This window comes from Hahella sp. CR1 (assembly GCF_029813005.1).
Classification (GTDB): Bacteria; Pseudomonadota; Gammaproteobacteria; order Pseudomonadales; family Oleiphilaceae; genus Hahella.
Genome location: NZ_JAPELK010000009.1, coordinates 176497 through 194901, shown reverse-complemented (window position 1 = coordinate 194901; position 18405 = coordinate 176497). Strand labels below are relative to the sequence as shown.

Sequence of the window (18405 nt, the reverse complement as noted above, 5' to 3'; positions counted from 1 at the left end):
CGGACTGTTAAAGAGGGGTGCCCGACGTTATGTTCCGACCAAGCAAATTGCTTATCTCAATCGGGGCGCTATGCCTTAGCGCCTCCACTCAAGCCATGGATCTCGCCACCGCCTACAATAAAGCCCTGCAATACGATTCTGAGCTGGCGGCCGCTCTGGCGGGAAGGAATGCGGAAGCAGAAAGTGTCATCCAAACCCGGGCGGGATTGATGCCCAGCGTCGGCGCCGGCGCCAGCGTCGCCCACCATGACGTGGACACTCGGCTCACCCCTGATGACAGTTACGTCAGCCAGGGCGGCGAAGTCACATTGACCCAGCCCTTGTTGAAGCTGGACACATATTACAGCTATCAGGCCAGCAAATACTCCCGTAACCGCGCCGATGAAGACCTGCGCAGCGCAGAGCAGGATTTACTGTTCCGCACCGCTGACGCCTATTTCGGCGTACTACGCGCCTGGGACAACCTGACTACCGCCAGACGCGCGGAAGAAGCTTTTCAGCGCCAGTGGGAGCAAGCGAAAGAGCGCTTTGAAGTCGGATTGATCGCCATCACTGAGGTGCATGAGTCCAAAGCGACCTATGACTCAGGTAAAGTCTCGCGCATCAACGCTCAAGGACAGCTGGACGTCGCATTAGAAAGCCTGCAGCGCATCACCGGAGACTACACCGAGACCGTACAGGTGCTCAGCGAAAGCCTACCTGTTGTACAGGTATCGCCCGACTCTGCGGTGAAATGGGAAGAAACCGCGTTCGCCAACAACCCTCAGGTTTTGGCGGCCAGTTGGAGCGTGCAAAGTGCTCAGAGCAGCGTTTCCGCACAAAAAGCCGGTCATTACCCGACCCTCGACGCTAAAGCGAGCTATGGCTTCAGTGAGTCCGATGGCCGTGGCGCAGCGGATGAACGCAGCAATGATTTGTCCGTATCTTTAAATCTTTCCGTTCCAATCTATACCGGCGGAGCGACCCAGTCCGGCGTGCGTCAAGCAAGCTATCGTCTAGAACAGGCGGAGCAGTCGTTGAATACCGCTCAGCGTAATATTCGTCTGCAACTGCGCAGTCTTTATCGGACGCTGCAGACCAATATTGAGTCGATCCAAGCTCGTAAACAGGAAATCATTTCTTCCGAGAGCGCGCTGCAGGCGACTCGCGCCGGCTATGATGTGGGTACGCGCAATATCGTCGAAGTTCTGGATTCAGAACGCCGCTATTACGCATCCCTCAGCAACTACGCCAACGCGCGTTACGACTTCGTTCTGAACACGCTGTCGTTCAAGCAAACCGCTGGTGTCTTGTCGGTCAACGACATCAATGAGCTGAACAAGTGGTTGGCGGAGCCAGTCAACGTATTGACCCGTTAACCCTCTGCAAGCATTAAAAAAGCCGCACTAAGTTGCGGCTTTTTAGTTTACCTGATGATCAACGCTGAGGCGCTTGCTGTAGAACACCTTCCAGTAGTCGATCCAAGGCCCCACGATTATCATTGACGACTGTAGACGCCGCCTCGCCCATACGGAGCCTAGCTGCATCACCGTCACACAGCGCTAATAAAACGTCTCCCAGCGTTCCCCGCTCAACAAACCGCAGACCTTGCGCCTGCTCCAGTTGCGCGCAGATATCGGCAAAATTGAACACGGCCGGCCCCATCAATACAGGTTTACCCACTGCCGCAGGCTCCAAGGGGTTATGCCCTCCCGTATCGACCAGGCTTCCGCCAACAAAAGCCAAGTCCGCTGCGGCGTAAAAGCGCAGCAGTTCCCCCATGGTGTCGCCGAGTAAAACCTGCGTTTCCGGGGTTACTGTTGCATTACTGCTGCGCCTGACCATACGTAGTCCCGCCCGCAGGATATCCTCGCCCACTTTATCGAAGCGCTCAGGATGTCTGGGAACAATCACCAGAAGGGCATCAGGACGATGCGCCAACAGTTGTTGATGCGCCGCCAGAATCACAGAGTCTTCGCCTTCATGAGTGCTTCCGGCCACCCAGACGAAACGTTTTGATCCACCCCAAGCGTCTCGAAGCGCCAGGCTCTGCGCACGCAGCTCTTCGCTCACGCTAATATCGAATTTAATGCTTCCGGTGACGCTGAGACGCTCCTGAGGTAAGCCCAAGGCCACAAAACGATCGCCATCCACAGCATTTTGCGCCGCCACCCAGGACAGCTTCTGCAGCATCGGTCGCGTTATGGCGGAGACTTTGCCATACCCCTTGGCGGAGCGCTCGGAAAGCCGCGCATTGGCCACCATTGAGGGAACGCCTTGCGCCGCGCACAGAGCTATCCAGTTGGGCCATAGCTCCGTTTCCATAATAATCAGAGCGCAGGGGTTCAGGCGGCGCAAAAAACGCATAATAGGACCGGGAAGATCATAAGGCGCGTAGACATGAAATACGCGATCGCCAAATAACGCCTTCACCCTCTCCGATCCAGTGGGCGTCATGGTGGTCACGACAATAGGACGTTCCGGATGCTCCTTCAGAAGACTATTCACCAACAGCGCCGCCGCAACCGTTTCACCAACAGAGACACTATGAACCCAGAGCGGTCGTTGTACGAACGCCGGCGCCTTGAACCATCCTAAACGCTCCCGCCAACGTAACCGATAAGCGGGCGCCGCGCGACCTCGCCAGTACAGACGGGCTAGAATTAGAGGAAGAATCAAGTAGTAAATGAGTGTGTAAAGGAATCTCGCCATATCGCCGCTCTTTCAAACCGGAGGCGAGTTTAGCACAGCGCCGGAAGAGCTATCAGGCTTTTAAATCTTGTTCATGATGCTCGCGGCGGGTTTGGGTTCGGTCTGACGAACGGCTATAATGGCGCGCATTTTTCGTAATGGAGCCACCGAATGGCAGAAACTCTAGAGACAGATGTCGTCATTATCGGCGGGGGAATCGCTGGGCTATGGCTGAACTATCGGCTGCGCAAAGCGGGCTATAGCACGCTGCTATTGGAGAAGAAAACCTTGGGCGGCGGACAAAGCGTTCGTTCACAGGGCATTATTCATGGCGGAGCCAAATACACCCTCAACGGCGCGCTTACCACCGCCGCTAACGCCATTTCGGAAATGCCGGATCGCTGGCGCGCCTGCCTGAAAGGCGAGGGAGACGTAGACCTTAGCTCTGCGCGCGTGCTCTCCGAATATCACTACATGTGGTCCCGCGATCGCCTGGTTTCCAAGCTGACGGCGTTCTTCGCCAGTAAGGCCGTGCGCGGCAAGGTTTCTGGAGACGCCGCCACAGAACGTCCCGCCGCATTCAATACGCCGGACTTCCACGGCAACTTCTACGCACTGAATGAATTAGTGCTGGACGTCCCCACAGTGATCAATGCGCTGATCTCCCCATTCAGCGATGGCATTCTCCAGTATGACTGCACCCAGCCCGGCACATTAGTGCAGGATCAAGGGGAAATCGTGGAGATGCACCTGGTCGGCAAAAACAAGCGTGTGCGCGTCAAGGCCAAGCGCTTCATCCTCGCAGCGGGAGAAGGCAATGAAAGCGTCCTGCACGGAGCTCAACTGCATCGCCCCGCCATGCAACGCAGACCCCTGCACATGGTGATCGTGCGCCATCAGTATCCGCACCCGGTTTATGCACATTGCATTGGCGCCGGCTCCAAGCCGTTGCTGACCATCACTACCCACTACATGAAGGACGGCCAGCCCGTCTGGTACTTGGGCGGCAATCTGGCGGAAACCGGAGTTGAGCTCGACCGCGAAACGCAGATCAATTCCGCCAAAACCCTGGTGAAAGATCTTCTTCCCTGGGTTGACCTTGGCGAATCCCGCTGGTCCAGCTTCCTGATTCATCGCGCAGAGCCTCAGCAAAAAGGCATGTTGCGACCAGATACGGCGTTCGTTCACAGTGAAAAGAATGTTCTGACCTGCTGGCCAACCAAGCTGGCGCTGACGCCCAATCTGGTCGACACCGTCATGGCGCAGCTGCAGGCGGACGGCGTCGAGCCTGGAACGGCAAGCGACCTGGGAGCGTTGAGTTTCCTTCCCCGCCCCGGCATCAGCGCGCCAGTGTGGCAGGAGATGCTGTCATGAAATACCGTCCGCTTGGCGACACCGGCATCGAAGTCAGCCTGCTAGGTTTAGGCACGGTTAAACTGGGACGCGATCAAGGCGTAAAGTACCCCACCTCCTTCAAAATTCCCGATGATCAGCAAGCTCTGGCGCTGATCGGTTTGGCGGAAGACCTGGGGGTGAACCTGATCGATACGGCGCCAGCCTACGGCTCCAGCGAGACCCGCCTGGGCGGACTACTGCAAGGTCGCCGCCAGCGCTGGGTGATTTGCAGCAAAGTGGGTGAAGAATTCGTTGACGGACAGTCCTATTTCAACTTCACGCCGGAACATACCCGAATGAGTGTCGAGCGTAGCCTGCAACGGCTGCGCACCGACTATATCGACATCGTGCTAATTCATTCCGATGGCGACGATATGGCGATTCTGCAGAAAGAAGGCACGCTGCAAGCCCTGGCGGAACTAAAGGCCAAAGGAATGATTCGCGCCATTGGGCTCTCCGGCAAGACGGTGGAGGGCGGCATTGCCGCTCTGCAACAAGGCGATGTCGCCATGGTCACTTACAATCTGGAGCATCAGGAAGAAAAGCCCGTACTGGACTACGCGCAAGCGCATCAAAAGGGGGTTTTGATCAAAAAGGCGCTGGCCAGCGGCCATATCTGCGTCGGCCCCCATGAAGATCCCTTGCGGAAAAGCATGGAGTTCGTATTCGCCCATCCCGGCGTATCCAGCGCAATTATCGGCACCATCAATCCTGAGCACTTCAAAGAGAACGTCCGCGCGCTGCCTGTGTAACGATAGCGCGCGTCGTCGCCAATCGAATTTCCTTACCCCTGGGCCAGCAGGCTGCGTAAATCGATAATTGCCGCATTCGCTCTGGAGATGAAAGACGCCATAGTCAGTGAGTGGTTGGCGAGTACGCCAAAGCCGCTGCCGTTGAGAATGACCGGACTCCAAACGGATTCCTGAGTCGCCTCCAGCTCCACGATAATTTGACGCAGGCTGACAACCGCGTTCTTATCCCGCAGCACGTCGCCGAAGTCCACTTCAATGGCTTTGAGTATGTGAATCAACGCCCAAGCAGTGCCGCGCGCCTCATAAAAGACATCGTCGATTTCCAGCCAGGAAGTCTTCAACTCCACTTCGCCCTGCCCCGGCGTAGACTGCTTCGCCGACTTGTCGCCAGCCAGCGCCATATCCAACTGCCGTTTGCCGACGCTTTCACTCAAGCGTTGCGACAAGCTGCCAAGACGCGTTTCCACATCAGACAACCAGTTGCGCAGGTTATCCGCACGGGCGTAAAACTGAGCGTCAGGCTTGTTTGGATCAGACAAGCGGTTCAGATAACTGCGCAGCGCTTTCAATCCTCGGCGGTATTCATCCTCAGTAGAAGGAATCACCCAGGAGCGGCTGTCAAAGTTAAACTGAGGCTCCGCCACCGTCAGGTCGCGGTCTTCCGTCGACTGACTTTGAGAACGGCTGATATCTTTACGCAAGGCGCGGCTCAGGTCTCTGACTTGCACCAGCACGCCATATTCCCAATGGGAAATGTTGTCCAACCATAGGCCGGGAGGGAATACGTCGTTGGAAATATAACCGCCGGGCTTTTCCAGTAAGGTATCGACCAGGGTGATAAGCGTCGCAGTAGTCGTACTGCCGACGACCAGCGGGCGGTTCTGATCCGTCACCACGCTCCTGGCTTTGGGTCCCACCTCAAATAGCTCTGGTTCAGAGCTCCAGTACCAACCCACAAATAATGCGGCGACTAAATATACGCCCAGAGCGCCGCCAATCAATTTAGCCAAAAAACCACCTCCCACGTAATCGCCGAGTTCTTCTCCGCGTTCATTAAAAAAGTCTTTTATCGCCTGCCACATAGATATTGCCGCTCCTCGCAATCTTCAAGCTCCGCCGCTCACGGCGCCGCCATATGTGGCGGGCTCTCCTGAGGCCGAAAGAGATAATATCCCATTGCGCCGTCCACCCCGAGTTGCACCAGACTGTCCCAGTCGTCCTGGGACTCGACGCCCACACCAATGACTTTAATGGCCTGTGAGTGCGCAATCTGCACGATGGAGCGCAAATAAAACTGATGCCCCTGATCTTTGTGAATATTTTTCACCAGACCGGGGTCGATTTTGATCATGTCCACCGGACAACTTTTCAAATATCCGAACGGCATACCGGTGGAGCCGAATCGGCTGATGACGATACGGAAAGCCAGTTCATTACGCAACTGTAACAGACGATCAAACCCCGCCCAGGCCGCCTGCAAGGCGTGTTCGGAAACCTCCAGCAGCAAGCGCGGACATTGCGCGGAAAAACGATGCAATATCGCGCTAGCCAGACCAGCGAACTCAGCGGACTGCATACTGGATACCGCCAGACTGACGCAAAACGCTGCATCCTCATGATGCTCCGCCAGCCTTGTCAGCGCATCTTCCAGCACTTGCGCATCCACTTTCAGCGCCAGATTAAAGCGATCCGCCATAGGGAGAAATTCCGCCGCCGCCAACACTCTGCCCTCCATGTTCATTCGCACCAGCGCCTGATGGAACAGGAAGCTCCGGGAGTCGTCGCTCAGAACAGGCTGAAAGTGTAAATAAAACCCTTTGTCCGCCAGCGTCGACAACAAGAGGGATTGCCACTCCGTCGCCGTAAGCGGCTTCTGACCCGCTTCTCGCCCGCTACTGCGCCCTTTGCGCCACGCATTCGTGCAGGATTTTTGCGCCACCCGCATCGCGAAGTCCGCCACCGACAGCACCTGCGCCAAAGACGTTCGCCCCTCTGTATTGACTAACCCAATGTGCAGACGATTGGAGCCGCCCCAATTCTTAATCAACGGCAGCGATGTCAATCTCTCCAGCAAACGCTCCGCCACAGCTTCCGCACGGCTGTCCGTCAGACCACTGAGAAAAACGGTGAAGCAACCGCCGCCACGGCGGCCCACATAACTGCCGATATGCGACAGGCATTCGTCATGGATGACTTCCGCCATCTGCTTGAGCAGCGCATCGCCCTGCTCTCTTCCAAACTGATCGTTGTACTCAGACAGGCCTGACAGCTGCGCCAACAGCAATGCGCCGACACTATCCCCATCGTCTCCCGCCAGAGCCGCCTGTAAGCGATTATCAAAAGACTGCCGGTTCAGCACGCCAGTGACGGAATCCAACAACGCCAGTTTGCGCAGCGATTCAATGGTGGCCACCTGCTCTTCGAATGAACGCCGCAAATGGTCCGCCATGCTGTTTACCGCCAACGTGACTTTCGCCAGTTCACGAGTACCCGGAATGGGCAACGAGACATCGAAATGCTTATCTTCAATTCGATGCGCCGCTTGCTCCAGCCGCTGCAAAGGGCGCAGCAGACTGCTCAACAGTAAATGGAAAGCCGCAAATGCAAAGACGGTGACGACCGCAAACCAGGCCAGTTGATTACGCAGCGTCGCCCATAGTTCTCGATAGGCGATGCCCGGATCGCTTTGCACCATCAAACGCCCAACCGGGCGCCAACCAGCGATCACTTCCGCCTCACCTACCGGCGCCTGCAGGTCGAGCCAGCGCACAAACCATTTGGGCACGCCTTCCAGATCCTTGGAGCTGGTTCGCGCCACGACTGAGCGTCCTTCCTGGTCCAGAATGCGAATGCCTTGATAAGCGCCGGAGTCAAAGATAGCGTCCACCATGGAAGACGCCACCACCCAGTCCTGCGGGTCCGCCACATGAGACACCGACAAACCCAACGAGGTGGCGGAGTCTCTGGCGTGAGACTGTAGCTGATCCTGCAGGTACAACTTCTTCTGCCACAAATTAAGGCCGAACACGCCCCCTAACAAAATCAACAACATCGTGGAGATCAGGCCCAGCATCAGCACTTTGATCGATCGTTTGTCACGCAATGCTTTATTATTATCAATCATGGCGACTCCGTCGGATTTGATCACAGATTCAGCGCTTTCCGCCCAAACCACCCGCAGTTGACGCTTAAAGGTTTGCGCTACTACACAAATGCACAAGAATTTACATACACATACAGTTTACGACTATATTTAAATAAAATTGCCAAACTATACTGAAACTTATATCAATACGTCCTGGCTTGAATTTTGTACTTGTAAATCAGGCGCATAGAAGAAAGAAAAACTGGTTGCAACCACTAATGGAAGCGGATTTACCCTCTCTATGACCATAGAAAGTCAACGGGACAAACTCAAGCAGCACTTCGCCGGTCGCGTCACGACACAGGCGCGCATTGTCCTGGAAGCATGGCAACAGCTGAAGCAAAGGAACTGGCAGGACAAACAGTGGTTTTCCGATTTCCAGCTTGCAACCGATAAATTAGGTCGTTACGCAGCCCGTTTCGACATGACGGATCATCTGTGTATCGCACAGTCGATCAACACCAGCCTCAAGAGCATCAGCCTGCGTAAAACCCCTGTTACTACCGCAGATATTCTCGCAGTGGAGCAGCAGGTCATGCAGCTGGCGACCGTCACCCAGCGCAAAACCGATCGCAAAGACAGCAGCGCCAACCGAACCTATCTACGATCACCGATCTATCTGGCCCTGAATCAGAAAGACCTGGCGCAGCGCATCGCTCAACAAATGCAGTTTTTTGGTTTTCGCGGCGAATTGTACTCAACTCACGACACCCTGCAGGCGGCGACCCAGAAAAACAAACCTGAAACCATGATTGTCGACGTGGACTTTGGCGGCGAGAAAAACGCTGGCATCGAGCTGATCAAGCGTATCCAGGGCAATCATGAGACGCCTATTCCGGTCATGTTCATCTGTCCTCGCGAGGGCGACATCAAGACTCGCCTCGAAGCAGCGCGTTGCGGAGGCGAAGAGTTTGTAGAACGGACCCTTGACGCGGCGCAGCTTATCGAGAAAGTGGAGACTTACACTCGCTCCAGCGCCCATGATCCCTACCGCATCATGGTGGTGGACGACTCCAGAGCCCAGGCCGCGTTTATGGAAAGCACCCTGCGCAAAGCGGGCATGACCGCCAAGATCATCACCGACCCGATGCAGGTTTTAATTGCCCTGGAAGAGTTCTCCCCAGAAATCATCATCATGGACATGTACATGCCGGGTTGCACTGGAACTGAGCTGGCCAAAGTGATTCGGCAGCAGGACAAGTTCGTCAGCGTCCCTATTATTTATCTGTCCGCGGAAGACGACATCAACAAGCAGTTGCACGCGATGAGCCTCGGCGGTGACGATTTCCTGGTGAAACCGATCAATCCTCGACACCTGATCGCCACTATTCACAACCGCGGGCGGCGCGCACGCACCTTGCACGCCATGATGATCCGCGACAGCCTGACTGGACTCTATAACCATACCCACACGCTGAATCTGCTCAGCATGGAGATCAACAAGGCCAATCAGACCGGCGAGCCTCTCAGCTTCGCCATGATGGACATCGACTACTTCAAGCGCATCAACGACACCCACGGCCACCCTGTTGGCGACAGAGTGTTGAAGAGCATGTCGCTATTCCTCAAGCAGCGGCTGCGCAAGACCGACCATATTGGCCGTTACGGCGGAGAAGAGTTCGCCGTCGTGCTCCCTAATACTGATGAGTGCGACGCCAAGAATATGATGAACGACATTCGCGAACGTTTTGGAGAACTGATGCATCCCACCGAGGAGGACACATTCAAAGTGACGTTCAGCTGCGGCATCGCCGCCTATCAGGCCGGCAACACCCAACAGGTGCTGGCGCAAAAGGCGGATAAGGCGTTGTATGAAGCCAAACACGCGGGACGAAACTGCGTGAAGGTGTTCAGATAGACTCAGAGGCCCGGAATTGGCCGGTTTCCAGCCATCGTGGAAACCGCCTACAACAATGCGCTTATTGTGTTTTAAAGCGAAGTATCAAAAATAGTTCACAGGTCCGGGTTAAATTGCCATTGTCGCCGTTATCATGACGGTGACGTAAAAGCTCCCGCCAAGTATGCGAAACGCCCTGTTTTTTCTGGGAAAATCGCACCTATTCCCACAGCTCCAGCGCTACTACCAAAGTATGACCGCAAACTGCGGCAATCTGCTTGAATATAGTAGACAAAAGAGTCAAACTTCCGAAATCTTGCTTTAATTACACCTTAAATATCCGACATATAAGGACAAGACGCCATGGCAAGCATTCTAGTGTTGCACGGCCCTAATTTGAACTTATTGGGAACGCGCGAACCGGAAATTTATGGCGCAGAAACCTTGGACGATATTAATTTCCGCCTGACGGAAATCGCCAGGCAGGCAGGCCACCATCTGCTGACGCTGCAAAGCAATGCAGAGTACGAACTGATTGATCGCATCCATGAAGCCAAGAAAGAAGGCGTGGACTTCATCATTATCAATCCAGCGGCCTTTACCCATACCAGCGTGGCGCTACGCGACGCCCTTCTCGGCGTCGGCATTCCTTTTATTGAGACGCATTTGTCCAATGTGCACGCCCGTGAGGCGTTCCGCCACCATTCCTATTTCTCCGATGTCGCCGTCGGTGTGATATGCGGATTCGGCAGCCAGAGTTACGAACTCGCTTTACAGGCCGCCTTTTCAAAGATTACCGGAAAATAAATTACGAGAGCCTATGATGGATATCAGAAAAGTAAAAAAACTTATTGAACTGATTGAAGAATCAGACATCGCCGAAATCGAAATTAAAGAAGGCGATGATTCCGTACGCATCAGCCGCCGTCTGGCCGGCGCCGAGCCTGTGTACGTCACTTCTGCGGCAGTAGAAGCGCGCCCTGCGGCGGCCCCCTTGGCTGCGACCGCTCCTGCTGCGGAAGCAGACGCCGGACCACAATATAACGGCCATCTGGTCAAGTCCCCCATGGTTGGCACCTTCTACCGTGCGCCATCGCCCTCCGCGCCAGTGTTCGCTGAAGTTGGACAAACCGTCAAAGCCGGCGACGTACTGTGCATTGTCGAAGCAATGAAGATGATGAACCAGATTGAAGCGGACAAGTCCGGCACAGTTGAAGCCATTCTGGTGGAAAATGGACAACCGGTGGAGTTTGACCAGCCGCTGTTCTCGATTGTTTAAGAGTCCCTATCCGGACTCTTCCCGCCCAGCGGGACATCCTGATCATTCCGGCGCAAGCCGGACGGCAATGTTTTTTTAGGGTACTCCTACCATGTTGGAAAAAGTGCTTATCGCCAACCGAGGCGAAATTGCGTTACGCATCCTGCGCGCCTGCAAAGAGTTAGGCATTAATACCGTAGCGGTGCACTCAAGCGTGGATCGCGACCTGATGCATGTACGGCTGGCGGACGAGTCAGTTTGTATCGGCCCGAACAGCCCCACAGACAGCTATCTGAACATCCCGGCTATTATCAGCGCGGCGGAAGTAACAGACAGTGTGGGCATTCACCCGGGCTACGGTTTTCTGGCGGAAAACGCCGATTTCGCCGAGCAGGTGGAAAAAAGCGGCTTCGTTTTTATCGGTCCCAAGCCAGACACCATCCGCCTGATGGGCAACAAAGTTTCCGCTATCCAAGCAATGCGCAAAGCGGGCGTGCCGACAGTACCGGGCTCTGACGGCCCCATCACTGAAGACAAAGAACGCACGTTGGAAGTTGCTCGCAAAATCGGCTACCCAGTCATCATCAAGGCCGCTTCCGGCGGTGGCGGACGCGGTATGCAGGTGGTCAACAGCGAAGCTGCGCTGCTTAACGCCATCCAATTGACGCAAAGCGAAGCCAAGGCCGCTTTTGGCGACCCCACTGTTTATTTGGAAAAGTTCCTCGACCGCCCCCGTCACATTGAAGTACAGGTGCTGGCCGACGGACAGGGCAATGTTATTCACCTGGGCGACCGCGACTGCTCCCTGCAGCGCCGCCACCAGAAAGTTCTGGAGGAAGCCCCAGCGCCGGACGTTGATCCTGAAGCCCGCGCCGCCACACTGAACTCCTGTGTGCAGGCTTGCCTGGACATCGGCTACCGTGGCGCAGGTACATTCGAGTTCCTGTACCAGGACGGACGTTTTTACTTCATTGAAATGAACACGCGCGTTCAGGTTGAGCATCCTGTTTCAGAGATGATCACTGGCGTCGATATCGTGAAAGAGCAGTTACGCATCGCCGCCGGCATGCCTCTGTCCATCAAGCAGGAAGACATCCAGTTCCGCGGTCACGCCATCGAGTGTCGCATCAACGCGGAAGATCCGCGCACCTTCGCTCCCAGTCCCGGGACCGTAACCCATTACCACGCGCCAGGCGGCAACGGCGTGCGTGTTGACTCCCATTTATATAGCGGATATAAGGTTCCCCCTTATTACGACTCACTGATCGGCAAGGTGATTTGCTGGGGCTCCAACCGCAACAACGCGCTGGATCGCATGAACAATGCTCTGGACGAAATGCTGGTGGAAGGCATCAAGACCAATATTCCTCTGCACCGCCGGTTAGTGACCGACGCAGGCGTACGCCGTATGGAGTACACCATTCACTATCTGGAAAAGCTGTTAAAAGCTTGATTTGAGGAACACAGGTGTCCTGGTTACAAGTAAAAGTCTTAACTGATGAAGCCGGGGCGGCCGCTCTGGAGCAGATTTTCGAGGGCCTTGGCGCCCTCTCCGTCACCATGCTCGACGCCGCCGATGATCCCGTCCTTGAGCCTGACCTTGGAACCACGCCCCTGTGGCGCAACACTCAGGTCGTCGCGCTTTTCAGCGCGGACACCAGCGCAGAAATGGTCCGTGAGCAATTGGAGCGTAATCAGATTGCGGCGGCGGACATTGAGTGCGAAGTCATTGAAGACCGCGACTGGGAAAGGGAGTGGATGACCCACTTCCACCCCATGCGCTTTGGCTCCCGGCTTTGGATTTGCCCAAGCTGGGGAGAGCCCGAAGATCCAAACGGCGTCAATCTATTGCTCGACCCCGGTTTGGCATTTGGCACCGGTACTCACCCCACAACCGCGCTTTGCCTTACTTGGCTGGATAGCCAGAAGCTGCAAGGCAAGCAGGTTATCGACTTTGGCTGCGGCTCCGGAGTACTCGCCATCGCCGCATTGTTGCTGGGAGCGGATCACGCCACCGGCACGGATATCGACCCTCAGGCTCTGGAGGCCAGTCGCGACAACGCCGAGCGCAATAGCGTCAGCGAAGGTCTGACTCTGCACTTCCCAGAAAAAATGCCGGAAATGAAGGCGGAAGTCGTTATCGCCAACATCCTGGCGAATCCCTTGATCAGTCTGGCGCCCAAACTGGCGGCGCTTACTCTGCCCGGCGGCTCTATCGCTCTGTCCGGCATACTGAAAGATCAGGAAGAAGCTGTGGCGGAGGCGTACCGCAATTACTTCGAACTGGACCCCACCGAGTACAAAGAGGACTGGGTCCTGATCAGCGGTAGACGCCTGCCTTATTGATCGCCAATCCGGCGTCTTTTTCAAGGCGCCGGTTAGCCACTCCCGCGATAGACAGCCCCCTTCCGCTAGGCGACAATGGAGCGCAAAGTTGCTCTTGCAAATAGGGAACAATTCATTCATTTTTAAACAACTTTGCGAATGTGCGACGATCTCGGCGCCCCATTTGCAGGAACACCCCTAACATAGAGTTGGTCTACATTTAACTACTGACGCAGTTTTTTTCCAGGAGGCGTTTTGCTCACTCGCTGCCCACATTGCGCTGCAAGTTTCAGGGTTACTGATAAACAGCTGCAAGCCGCCCATGGCAAAGTAAGATGCGGCGCTTGCATGAAGGTATTCAACGCAGCGGAGCATTTAATGTCTGACAGCGCTCCAGCGCATGTGGACCCGACTCCCGTTAAAGCGCCGCCTCCCAGATCATCCCGACAAGCGACAGCAGCAGCTCCCGCGCCTAAAGCAGCGGCGAAGCCCAAAGTTGAGCCCAGCGTAAAAGAAAGCGCAGTAAAAGCCTCTTCTTCAATTATCACTCCGCTCACAGCAATGGACCCGGACGACGATCTTGGCGATCTGACTGACGCGTTAGTCGCCGCCGGGGACGATGATGATGAATTCCTATTTCAGGATAATCCGGAAGAGGACAAAGATGACGAAGGCTACTCCGGCGGCATGTTCGACCAGAGTGAGTTGAGCGACAGCTTCAGGGAGCTTGATCGAGGCGGCTCCAGCGCTAAACGCGAATTTGAAACGCCGGATGAGCCGGAAGAAGAGGAAGCCACTGACGAAAGCTGGGCCGAACAAATGCTGCGTGAGCTGGAGCGTCCCGGACAAGCTGCGCCCCCTCCTCCGCCCGTTCAGGAAACAAAGCAGGACGTAAAAAAAGCAGCGCCTAAAGAGGCGTTGAAAGTCGAGCCTCCGCCGCCGCCCAAACCAGAGCCTGCTCCGGTCCCTGCTGCGCCGGAGCCAGAACCGGAATACGAAAACTATTCTGAGTTTGAGACGCCCATGCACGCGGAGCCTCCCTCCCAATTCCATGGGTTACGCGCGGAACCGATCAGTATCGATCACTCGTACGAGCAAAAAGCGTCACCCGGGGTTTTAAGTAAAATCATGTGGACCTTCGCCAACCTGCTGCTGGTGGTGTTTCTGGTTTCACAGTTAGCGTGGTTCCATTTCGATAAGCTGGCCCGCTACGACCAGCTGCGCCCCTGGTACGCCAAGGCATGCGAAGTTATCGGCTGCACTCTGCCTTCTTTATATGACGTAGGCCAGATTCGTAGTCAGAACCTGGTGGTGCGCAGTCACCCATTGGTTAACAAGGCGCTGATCATTGACGCCATCATCACCAATCAAGCCAGCTTTGCGCAGCCCTTCCCAAATATTTCGCTGAACTTTTCAGACATTAATAACAACGTCATTGCGCATCGCATCTTTGCGCCGCTGGAGTACCTGTCCGGCGAAGCCAAGGACATGACGCAAATGCCTCCGGGCGCGCCTGTGCACATCACCCTGGAAATCCTTGACCCAGGCAAACAGGCGGTCAACTACACACTCGACTTCATCTCTGCATTATCCGGCCCGGCGCCCACCCAATAGAAAAGCGCCGGAAACTACACGCCACTGCCATAAAAACCGATGTAAACAAGCGCGATTTGGACTTGACTCAGTGGCCAAGTTCTAGAAATAGGCCATTTAACCTATACGTCTCGTCGTTATGATTAACGAATGATCAACATATTGAGATTTGGGATAAAAAATACTCTATTTTTAAAATTTCAAGTCTTTCCCGGCATTAATCATCTGAGTATCATAGGCACCCCTATCCAGGGCGAACACTTTTTAGTCATTTCTTATGACCAGAGCGGAAGCGGCCGTGAAAATTGGACCCTATGAGTTGCGTAACAATTTGATACTGGCCCCGATGGCTGGAGTGACCGACCGCCCCTTCAGGCTGCTGTGCCGTAGTCTGGGCGCAGGCCTCGCAGTATCGGAAATGATGGCTGCGAATCCGGATCTGCGAGATACCCGAAAATCCAGATTACGTATGGATCACGACGGCGAAGGCGAGCCCATTGCAGTGCAAATCGCTGGCGCTGAGCCGGAGATGTTGGCCGAAGCGGCGAGATACAACGTCGAACATGGCGCGCAAATCATCGATATCAACATGGGTTGTCCCGCTAAAAAGGTCTGTAACAAAGCGGCGGGCTCCGCTTTGTTAAGAGATGAAGCCCTGGTGAAAGATATATTGACGGCTGTGGTAAGCGCTGTCTCTGTACCGGTGACATTGAAAATACGCACCGGATGGAGCCGGCAAAGCCGGAACGGGGTGACTGTCGCCCGCATTGCGGAAGATTGCGGCATACAATCGCTCGCTGTGCACGGCAGAACCCGCGAGTGCAAATACGAGGGAACGGCGGAGTACGACACTATAGCTGAAATCAAACAAAGCGTTTCCATTCCGGTGGTGGCCAACGGCGATATTACCTGTGTTGAGCAAGCCAGGCATGTGCTGGATTACACCGGCGTTGACGCTTTGATGATCGGCAGAGGAGCCCAGGGGCGTCCCTGGATTTTCCGTGAAATCGAACACTTTATCGCTACCGGAGAGCGCTTACCGGAACCGCCAATGGATGAGATTAAGCAGATACTCATCGGTCATATTAAAGCGTTACACGAGTTTTATGGTGACTACCAAGGCGTCCGCATCGCACGCAAGCATGCGGGCTGGTATCTGCAAACCGCAAATATTGGGGCCATTTTCAAGTCACAATTTAATCGTTTAAACGATGCTCAAGCGCAGCTGGATGAACTCCATCACTTTTTTGAGCATCTGAGTATTGAAGGAGAGGAAAAAGCCGCATGACTACAGAATCTATCGTTACAACAGAAACCGGTTCTGGAGCTAATAATTTACTGACCGTGGAGCAGTCGGCCACTCAAACCATGACTTTGCGCGATAGCGTTGATCAAGCGCTGGCGAACTACTTCGCGCAACTGGACGGAGCTCCCGTTAAAGACGTCTATCAAATGGTGCTTTCCGAAGTTGAAGCTCCCCTGCTTGAGCAGGTGCTGAAATACACCCGCAACAACCAAACCAAGGCTTCTGTCCTGCTGGGCCTGAACCGCGGCACGCTGCGCAAGAAGCTGAAGCAGTACGATCTGCTGTAATCGCTGAATCACACATCTTTTAAAAGAGGGCTCGCCGACATTTCTCATCCAACTCTGAAATGTCCGGTACAAGAGCCCTCTTTTGTTTTTTGCGCAACAGGCTAAGCTTTTTTACGCTAGGGTCTGTTGGCGTTTCGGTAACTGACCCTGATAATTCTGCACTAAGGCAAGAGATCAACTTATCATGTCCAGCCCAGATAATGTGAAGATCAAACGAGCGCTCATCAGCGTTTCCGATAAATCCGGCATCGTCGAGTTCGCCAAATCCCTGGCTGATCTCGGCGTGGAAATCCTGTCCACCGGCGGCACCTATAAATTATTGCAGCAGGAATCCGTCCCGGTGCGTGAAGTCTCTGACTACACTGGCTTCCCGGAAATGATGGACGGGCGGGTGAAAACGCTGCACCCCAAAGTACATGGCGGCATTCTGGGCCGTCGCGGTCAGGACGACGCCGTCATGGCGGAGCACGACATCGCGCAAATCGATCTGGTGGTCGTCAATCTCTATCCTTTTGAAGCCACCATCGCCCGCCCCAATTGCTCACTGGTGGATGCGATTGAAAATATCGACATCGGCGGTCCGACAATGGTGCGTTCTGCGGCGAAAAACCATAAAGATGTAGCGATTGTGGTTAATCCTTCCGATTACGACGGCATTGTCGCCGAGTTGCAGGCAAATGGCGGCGCGCTGGCTTTCTCTCGTCGTTTTGATCTCGCCGTCAAAGCGTTTGAGCACACTTCCGCCTACGATGGCGCCATCGCCAATTATCTCGGCCTGAAGGTTCAGACTGAAGAAAGCGCTTATCCACGCACGCTTAATCAGCAGTTCATTAAAAAGCAGGATCTCCGCTATGGTGAGAACCCTCACCAAAGCGCCGCCTTTTATGTTGAAGCGAACGCCCGTGAGGCCTCTGTCTCCACCGCCACGCAATTGCAGGGCAAGGAACTGTCCTATAACAATATCGCCGATACAGACGCGGCGCTGGAGTGCGTGAAGCCATTCGCCGACGCCGCCTGCGTTATCGTCAAACACGCCAATCCATGCGGCGTCGCCATTGGCGTAGACATCAAACAAGCCTATGAACTGGCCTATGCGACGGACCCCACCTCCGCTTTCGGCGGCATCATCGCCTTTAATCGCGAGTTGGACGCCGACACGGCGCAGGCGATTATTTCCCGTCAGTTCGTGGAAGTGATCATCGCGCCAAAAGTCAGCGAAGGCGCACGCGCCGCGCTGTCCGCCAAGACCAATGTCCGCGTGCTGGAATGCGGAGAATTCCAGGGCGAACGCCTCAGCGCGTTCGACTTTAAGCGCGTTACTGGCGGCTTGCTGGTGCAGGACCGCGATCTGGGCATGGTGAATATGGATGCGCTGAAAATGGTAACGGATCGCGCGCCGACGGAACAGGAGCTGAACGACCTGTTGTTCGCCTGGGAAGTCGCCAAGTTCGTGAAGTCCAACGCAATTGTTTACGCCAAGAGCGGACGCACTATCGGCATCGGCGCCGGCCAGATGAGCCGTGTCTACAGCGCCAAGATCGCGGGTATCAAAGCAGCGGATGAGAACCTGGAAGTCAAAGGTTCGGTCATGGCTTCAGACGCTTTCTTCCCTTTCAGGGACAGTGTTGACGCAGCGGCGGCGGCCGGCATTACGGCGATCATTCAGCCCGGCGGCTCAATGCGCGACCAGGAAGTGATCGATGCGGCCAATGAACACGGCATCGCCATGGTGTTCACCGGCATGCGCCATTTCCGACACTAATTCCGCACCAGCGGCTACCAGCGTCCGAGTAGCCGCTAAACCCCAATTACCGCGGAGCCTCAGGCTCCGCTCGCA

Annotated in this window: 15 protein-coding genes; 12 read left to right on the top strand and 3 right to left on the bottom strand. The window is 55.1% G+C overall.

Annotated elements, in window-relative coordinates; all coding sequences use genetic code 11:
- The first annotated feature begins 29 nt into the window (after positions 1 to 29).
- Positions 30 to 1358: a TolC family outer membrane protein gene (locus tag ONV78_RS21455; protein ID WP_279506256.1), complete on the top strand. Its 1329-nt coding sequence runs from the start codon at positions 30 to 32 to the stop codon at positions 1356 to 1358.
- 58 nt (positions 1359 to 1416) lie between these two features.
- Here the strand turns inward: ONV78_RS21455 and waaA are convergent, their stop codons facing one another.
- Positions 1417 to 2691 carry a lipid IV(A) 3-deoxy-D-manno-octulosonic acid transferase gene (gene waaA, locus ONV78_RS21450; RefSeq protein WP_279506255.1) on the bottom strand — a complete coding sequence of 425 codons (1275 nt, stop codon included), beginning with the start codon at positions 2689 to 2691 and terminating at the stop codon, positions 1417 to 1419.
- A 150-nt stretch (positions 2692 to 2841) separates the two neighbouring features.
- Here waaA and ONV78_RS21445 point away from each other — a divergent pair, with 150 nt between their 5' ends.
- Entirely contained in the window at positions 2842 to 4044 is a 1203-nt protein-coding gene (locus ONV78_RS21445; RefSeq protein ID WP_279506254.1) for an FAD-dependent oxidoreductase, read from the top strand.
- Positions 4041 to 4817: an aldo/keto reductase gene (locus ONV78_RS21440; protein WP_279506253.1), complete on the top strand. Its 777-nt coding sequence runs from the start codon at positions 4041 to 4043 to the stop codon at positions 4815 to 4817. The genes ONV78_RS21445 and ONV78_RS21440 overlap by 4 nt, the downstream gene beginning before the upstream one ends.
- Before the next feature lie 32 nt (positions 4818 to 4849).
- On the opposite strand, the gene ONV78_RS21435 is transcribed toward ONV78_RS21440, so the two are convergent.
- Together ONV78_RS21435 and ONV78_RS21430 are read right to left on the bottom strand one after the other, a co-directional pair.
- On the bottom strand, positions 4850 to 5899 hold the full coding sequence (locus tag ONV78_RS21435; protein ID WP_279506252.1) for a DUF2333 family protein: 1050 nt from the start codon (positions 5897 to 5899) through the stop codon (positions 4850 to 4852).
- Positions 5900 to 5937: 38 nt separating this feature from the next.
- The gene (locus ONV78_RS21430; protein ID WP_279506251.1) at positions 5938 to 7941 is read right to left on the bottom strand and encodes an EAL domain-containing protein; all 2004 of its coding nucleotides are present in this window, start codon (positions 7939 to 7941) and stop codon (positions 5938 to 5940) included.
- Positions 7942 to 8203: 262 nt separating this feature from the next.
- On the opposite strand from ONV78_RS21430, the gene ONV78_RS21425 reads away from it, so the two are divergent.
- The 9 genes from ONV78_RS21425 (at position 8204) to purH (ending at position 18330) form a co-directional block, all read left to right on the top strand.
- On the top strand, positions 8204 to 9820 hold the full coding sequence (locus tag ONV78_RS21425) for a diguanylate cyclase (protein WP_216738653.1): 1617 nt from the start codon (positions 8204 to 8206) through the stop codon (positions 9818 to 9820).
- Positions 9821 to 10162: 342 nt separating this feature from the next.
- On the top strand, positions 10163 to 10606 hold the full coding sequence (aroQ, locus tag ONV78_RS21420) for a type II 3-dehydroquinate dehydratase (protein WP_127973487.1): 444 nt from the start codon (positions 10163 to 10165) through the stop codon (positions 10604 to 10606).
- Between the two features lie 16 nt (positions 10607 to 10622).
- Complete coding sequence (accB, locus tag ONV78_RS21415; protein WP_216738698.1) at positions 10623 to 11078, top strand: acetyl-CoA carboxylase biotin carboxyl carrier protein; 456 nt, start codon at positions 10623 to 10625, stop codon at positions 11076 to 11078.
- Between the two features lie 91 nt (positions 11079 to 11169).
- Positions 11170 to 12510, top strand: a complete 1341-nt coding sequence (gene accC / locus ONV78_RS21410) for an acetyl-CoA carboxylase biotin carboxylase subunit (protein WP_127973488.1) — start codon at positions 11170 to 11172, stop codon at positions 12508 to 12510.
- Positions 12511 to 12524: 14 nt separating this feature from the next.
- A complete protein-coding gene (gene prmA, locus ONV78_RS21405; RefSeq protein WP_279506248.1) occupies positions 12525 to 13403 on the top strand; it encodes a 50S ribosomal protein L11 methyltransferase in 879 nt (292 codons plus the stop codon).
- 357 nt (positions 13404 to 13760) lie between these two features.
- Positions 13761 to 14996, top strand: coding sequence for a DUF3426 domain-containing protein (locus ONV78_RS21400; RefSeq protein ID WP_279506246.1), 1236 nt, complete (start codon positions 13761 to 13763; stop codon positions 14994 to 14996).
- Between the two features lie 256 nt (positions 14997 to 15252).
- Positions 15253 to 16263, top strand: coding sequence for a tRNA dihydrouridine synthase DusB (dusB, locus tag ONV78_RS21395; protein ID WP_216738650.1), 1011 nt, complete (start codon positions 15253 to 15255; stop codon positions 16261 to 16263).
- On the top strand, positions 16260 to 16568 hold the full coding sequence (gene fis, locus ONV78_RS21390; protein ID WP_127973491.1) for a DNA-binding transcriptional regulator Fis: 309 nt from the start codon (positions 16260 to 16262) through the stop codon (positions 16566 to 16568). Before dusB ends, fis begins: the two co-directional genes overlap by 4 nt.
- 184 nt (positions 16569 to 16752) lie before the next feature.
- A complete protein-coding gene (gene purH / locus ONV78_RS21385; protein ID WP_279506242.1) occupies positions 16753 to 18330 on the top strand; it encodes a bifunctional phosphoribosylaminoimidazolecarboxamide formyltransferase/IMP cyclohydrolase in 1578 nt (525 codons plus the stop codon).
- The last annotated feature ends 75 nt before the right edge of the window (positions 18331 to 18405 follow it).

Coding starts and splice junctions, on each gene's coding strand:
- ONV78_RS21455 (WP_279506256.1), top strand. CDS start 30: ATGTTCCGACCAAGCAAATTGCTTATCTCAATCGGGGCGCTATGCCTT.
- waaA (WP_279506255.1), bottom strand. CDS start 2,691: ATGGCGAGATTCCTTTACACACTCATTTACTACTTGATTCTTCCTCTA.
- ONV78_RS21445 (WP_279506254.1), top strand. CDS start 2,842: ATGGCAGAAACTCTAGAGACAGATGTCGTCATTATCGGCGGGGGAATC.
- ONV78_RS21440 (WP_279506253.1), top strand. CDS start 4,041: ATGAAATACCGTCCGCTTGGCGACACCGGCATCGAAGTCAGCCTGCTA.
- ONV78_RS21435 (WP_279506252.1), bottom strand. CDS start 5,899: ATGTGGCAGGCGATAAAAGACTTTTTTAATGAACGCGGAGAAGAACTC.
- ONV78_RS21430 (WP_279506251.1), bottom strand. CDS start 7,941: ATGATTGATAATAATAAAGCATTGCGTGACAAACGATCGATCAAAGTG.
- ONV78_RS21425 (WP_216738653.1), top strand. CDS start 8,204: ATGACCATAGAAAGTCAACGGGACAAACTCAAGCAGCACTTCGCCGGT.
- aroQ (WP_127973487.1), top strand. CDS start 10,163: ATGGCAAGCATTCTAGTGTTGCACGGCCCTAATTTGAACTTATTGGGA.
- accB (WP_216738698.1), top strand. CDS start 10,623: ATGGATATCAGAAAAGTAAAAAAACTTATTGAACTGATTGAAGAATCA.
- accC (WP_127973488.1), top strand. CDS start 11,170: ATGTTGGAAAAAGTGCTTATCGCCAACCGAGGCGAAATTGCGTTACGC.
- ONV78_RS21400 (WP_279506246.1), top strand. CDS start 13,761: ATGTCTGACAGCGCTCCAGCGCATGTGGACCCGACTCCCGTTAAAGCG.
- dusB (WP_216738650.1), top strand. CDS start 15,253: ATGACCAGAGCGGAAGCGGCCGTGAAAATTGGACCCTATGAGTTGCGT.
- fis (WP_127973491.1), top strand. CDS start 16,260: ATGACTACAGAATCTATCGTTACAACAGAAACCGGTTCTGGAGCTAAT.
- purH (WP_279506242.1), top strand. CDS start 16,753: ATGTCCAGCCCAGATAATGTGAAGATCAAACGAGCGCTCATCAGCGTT.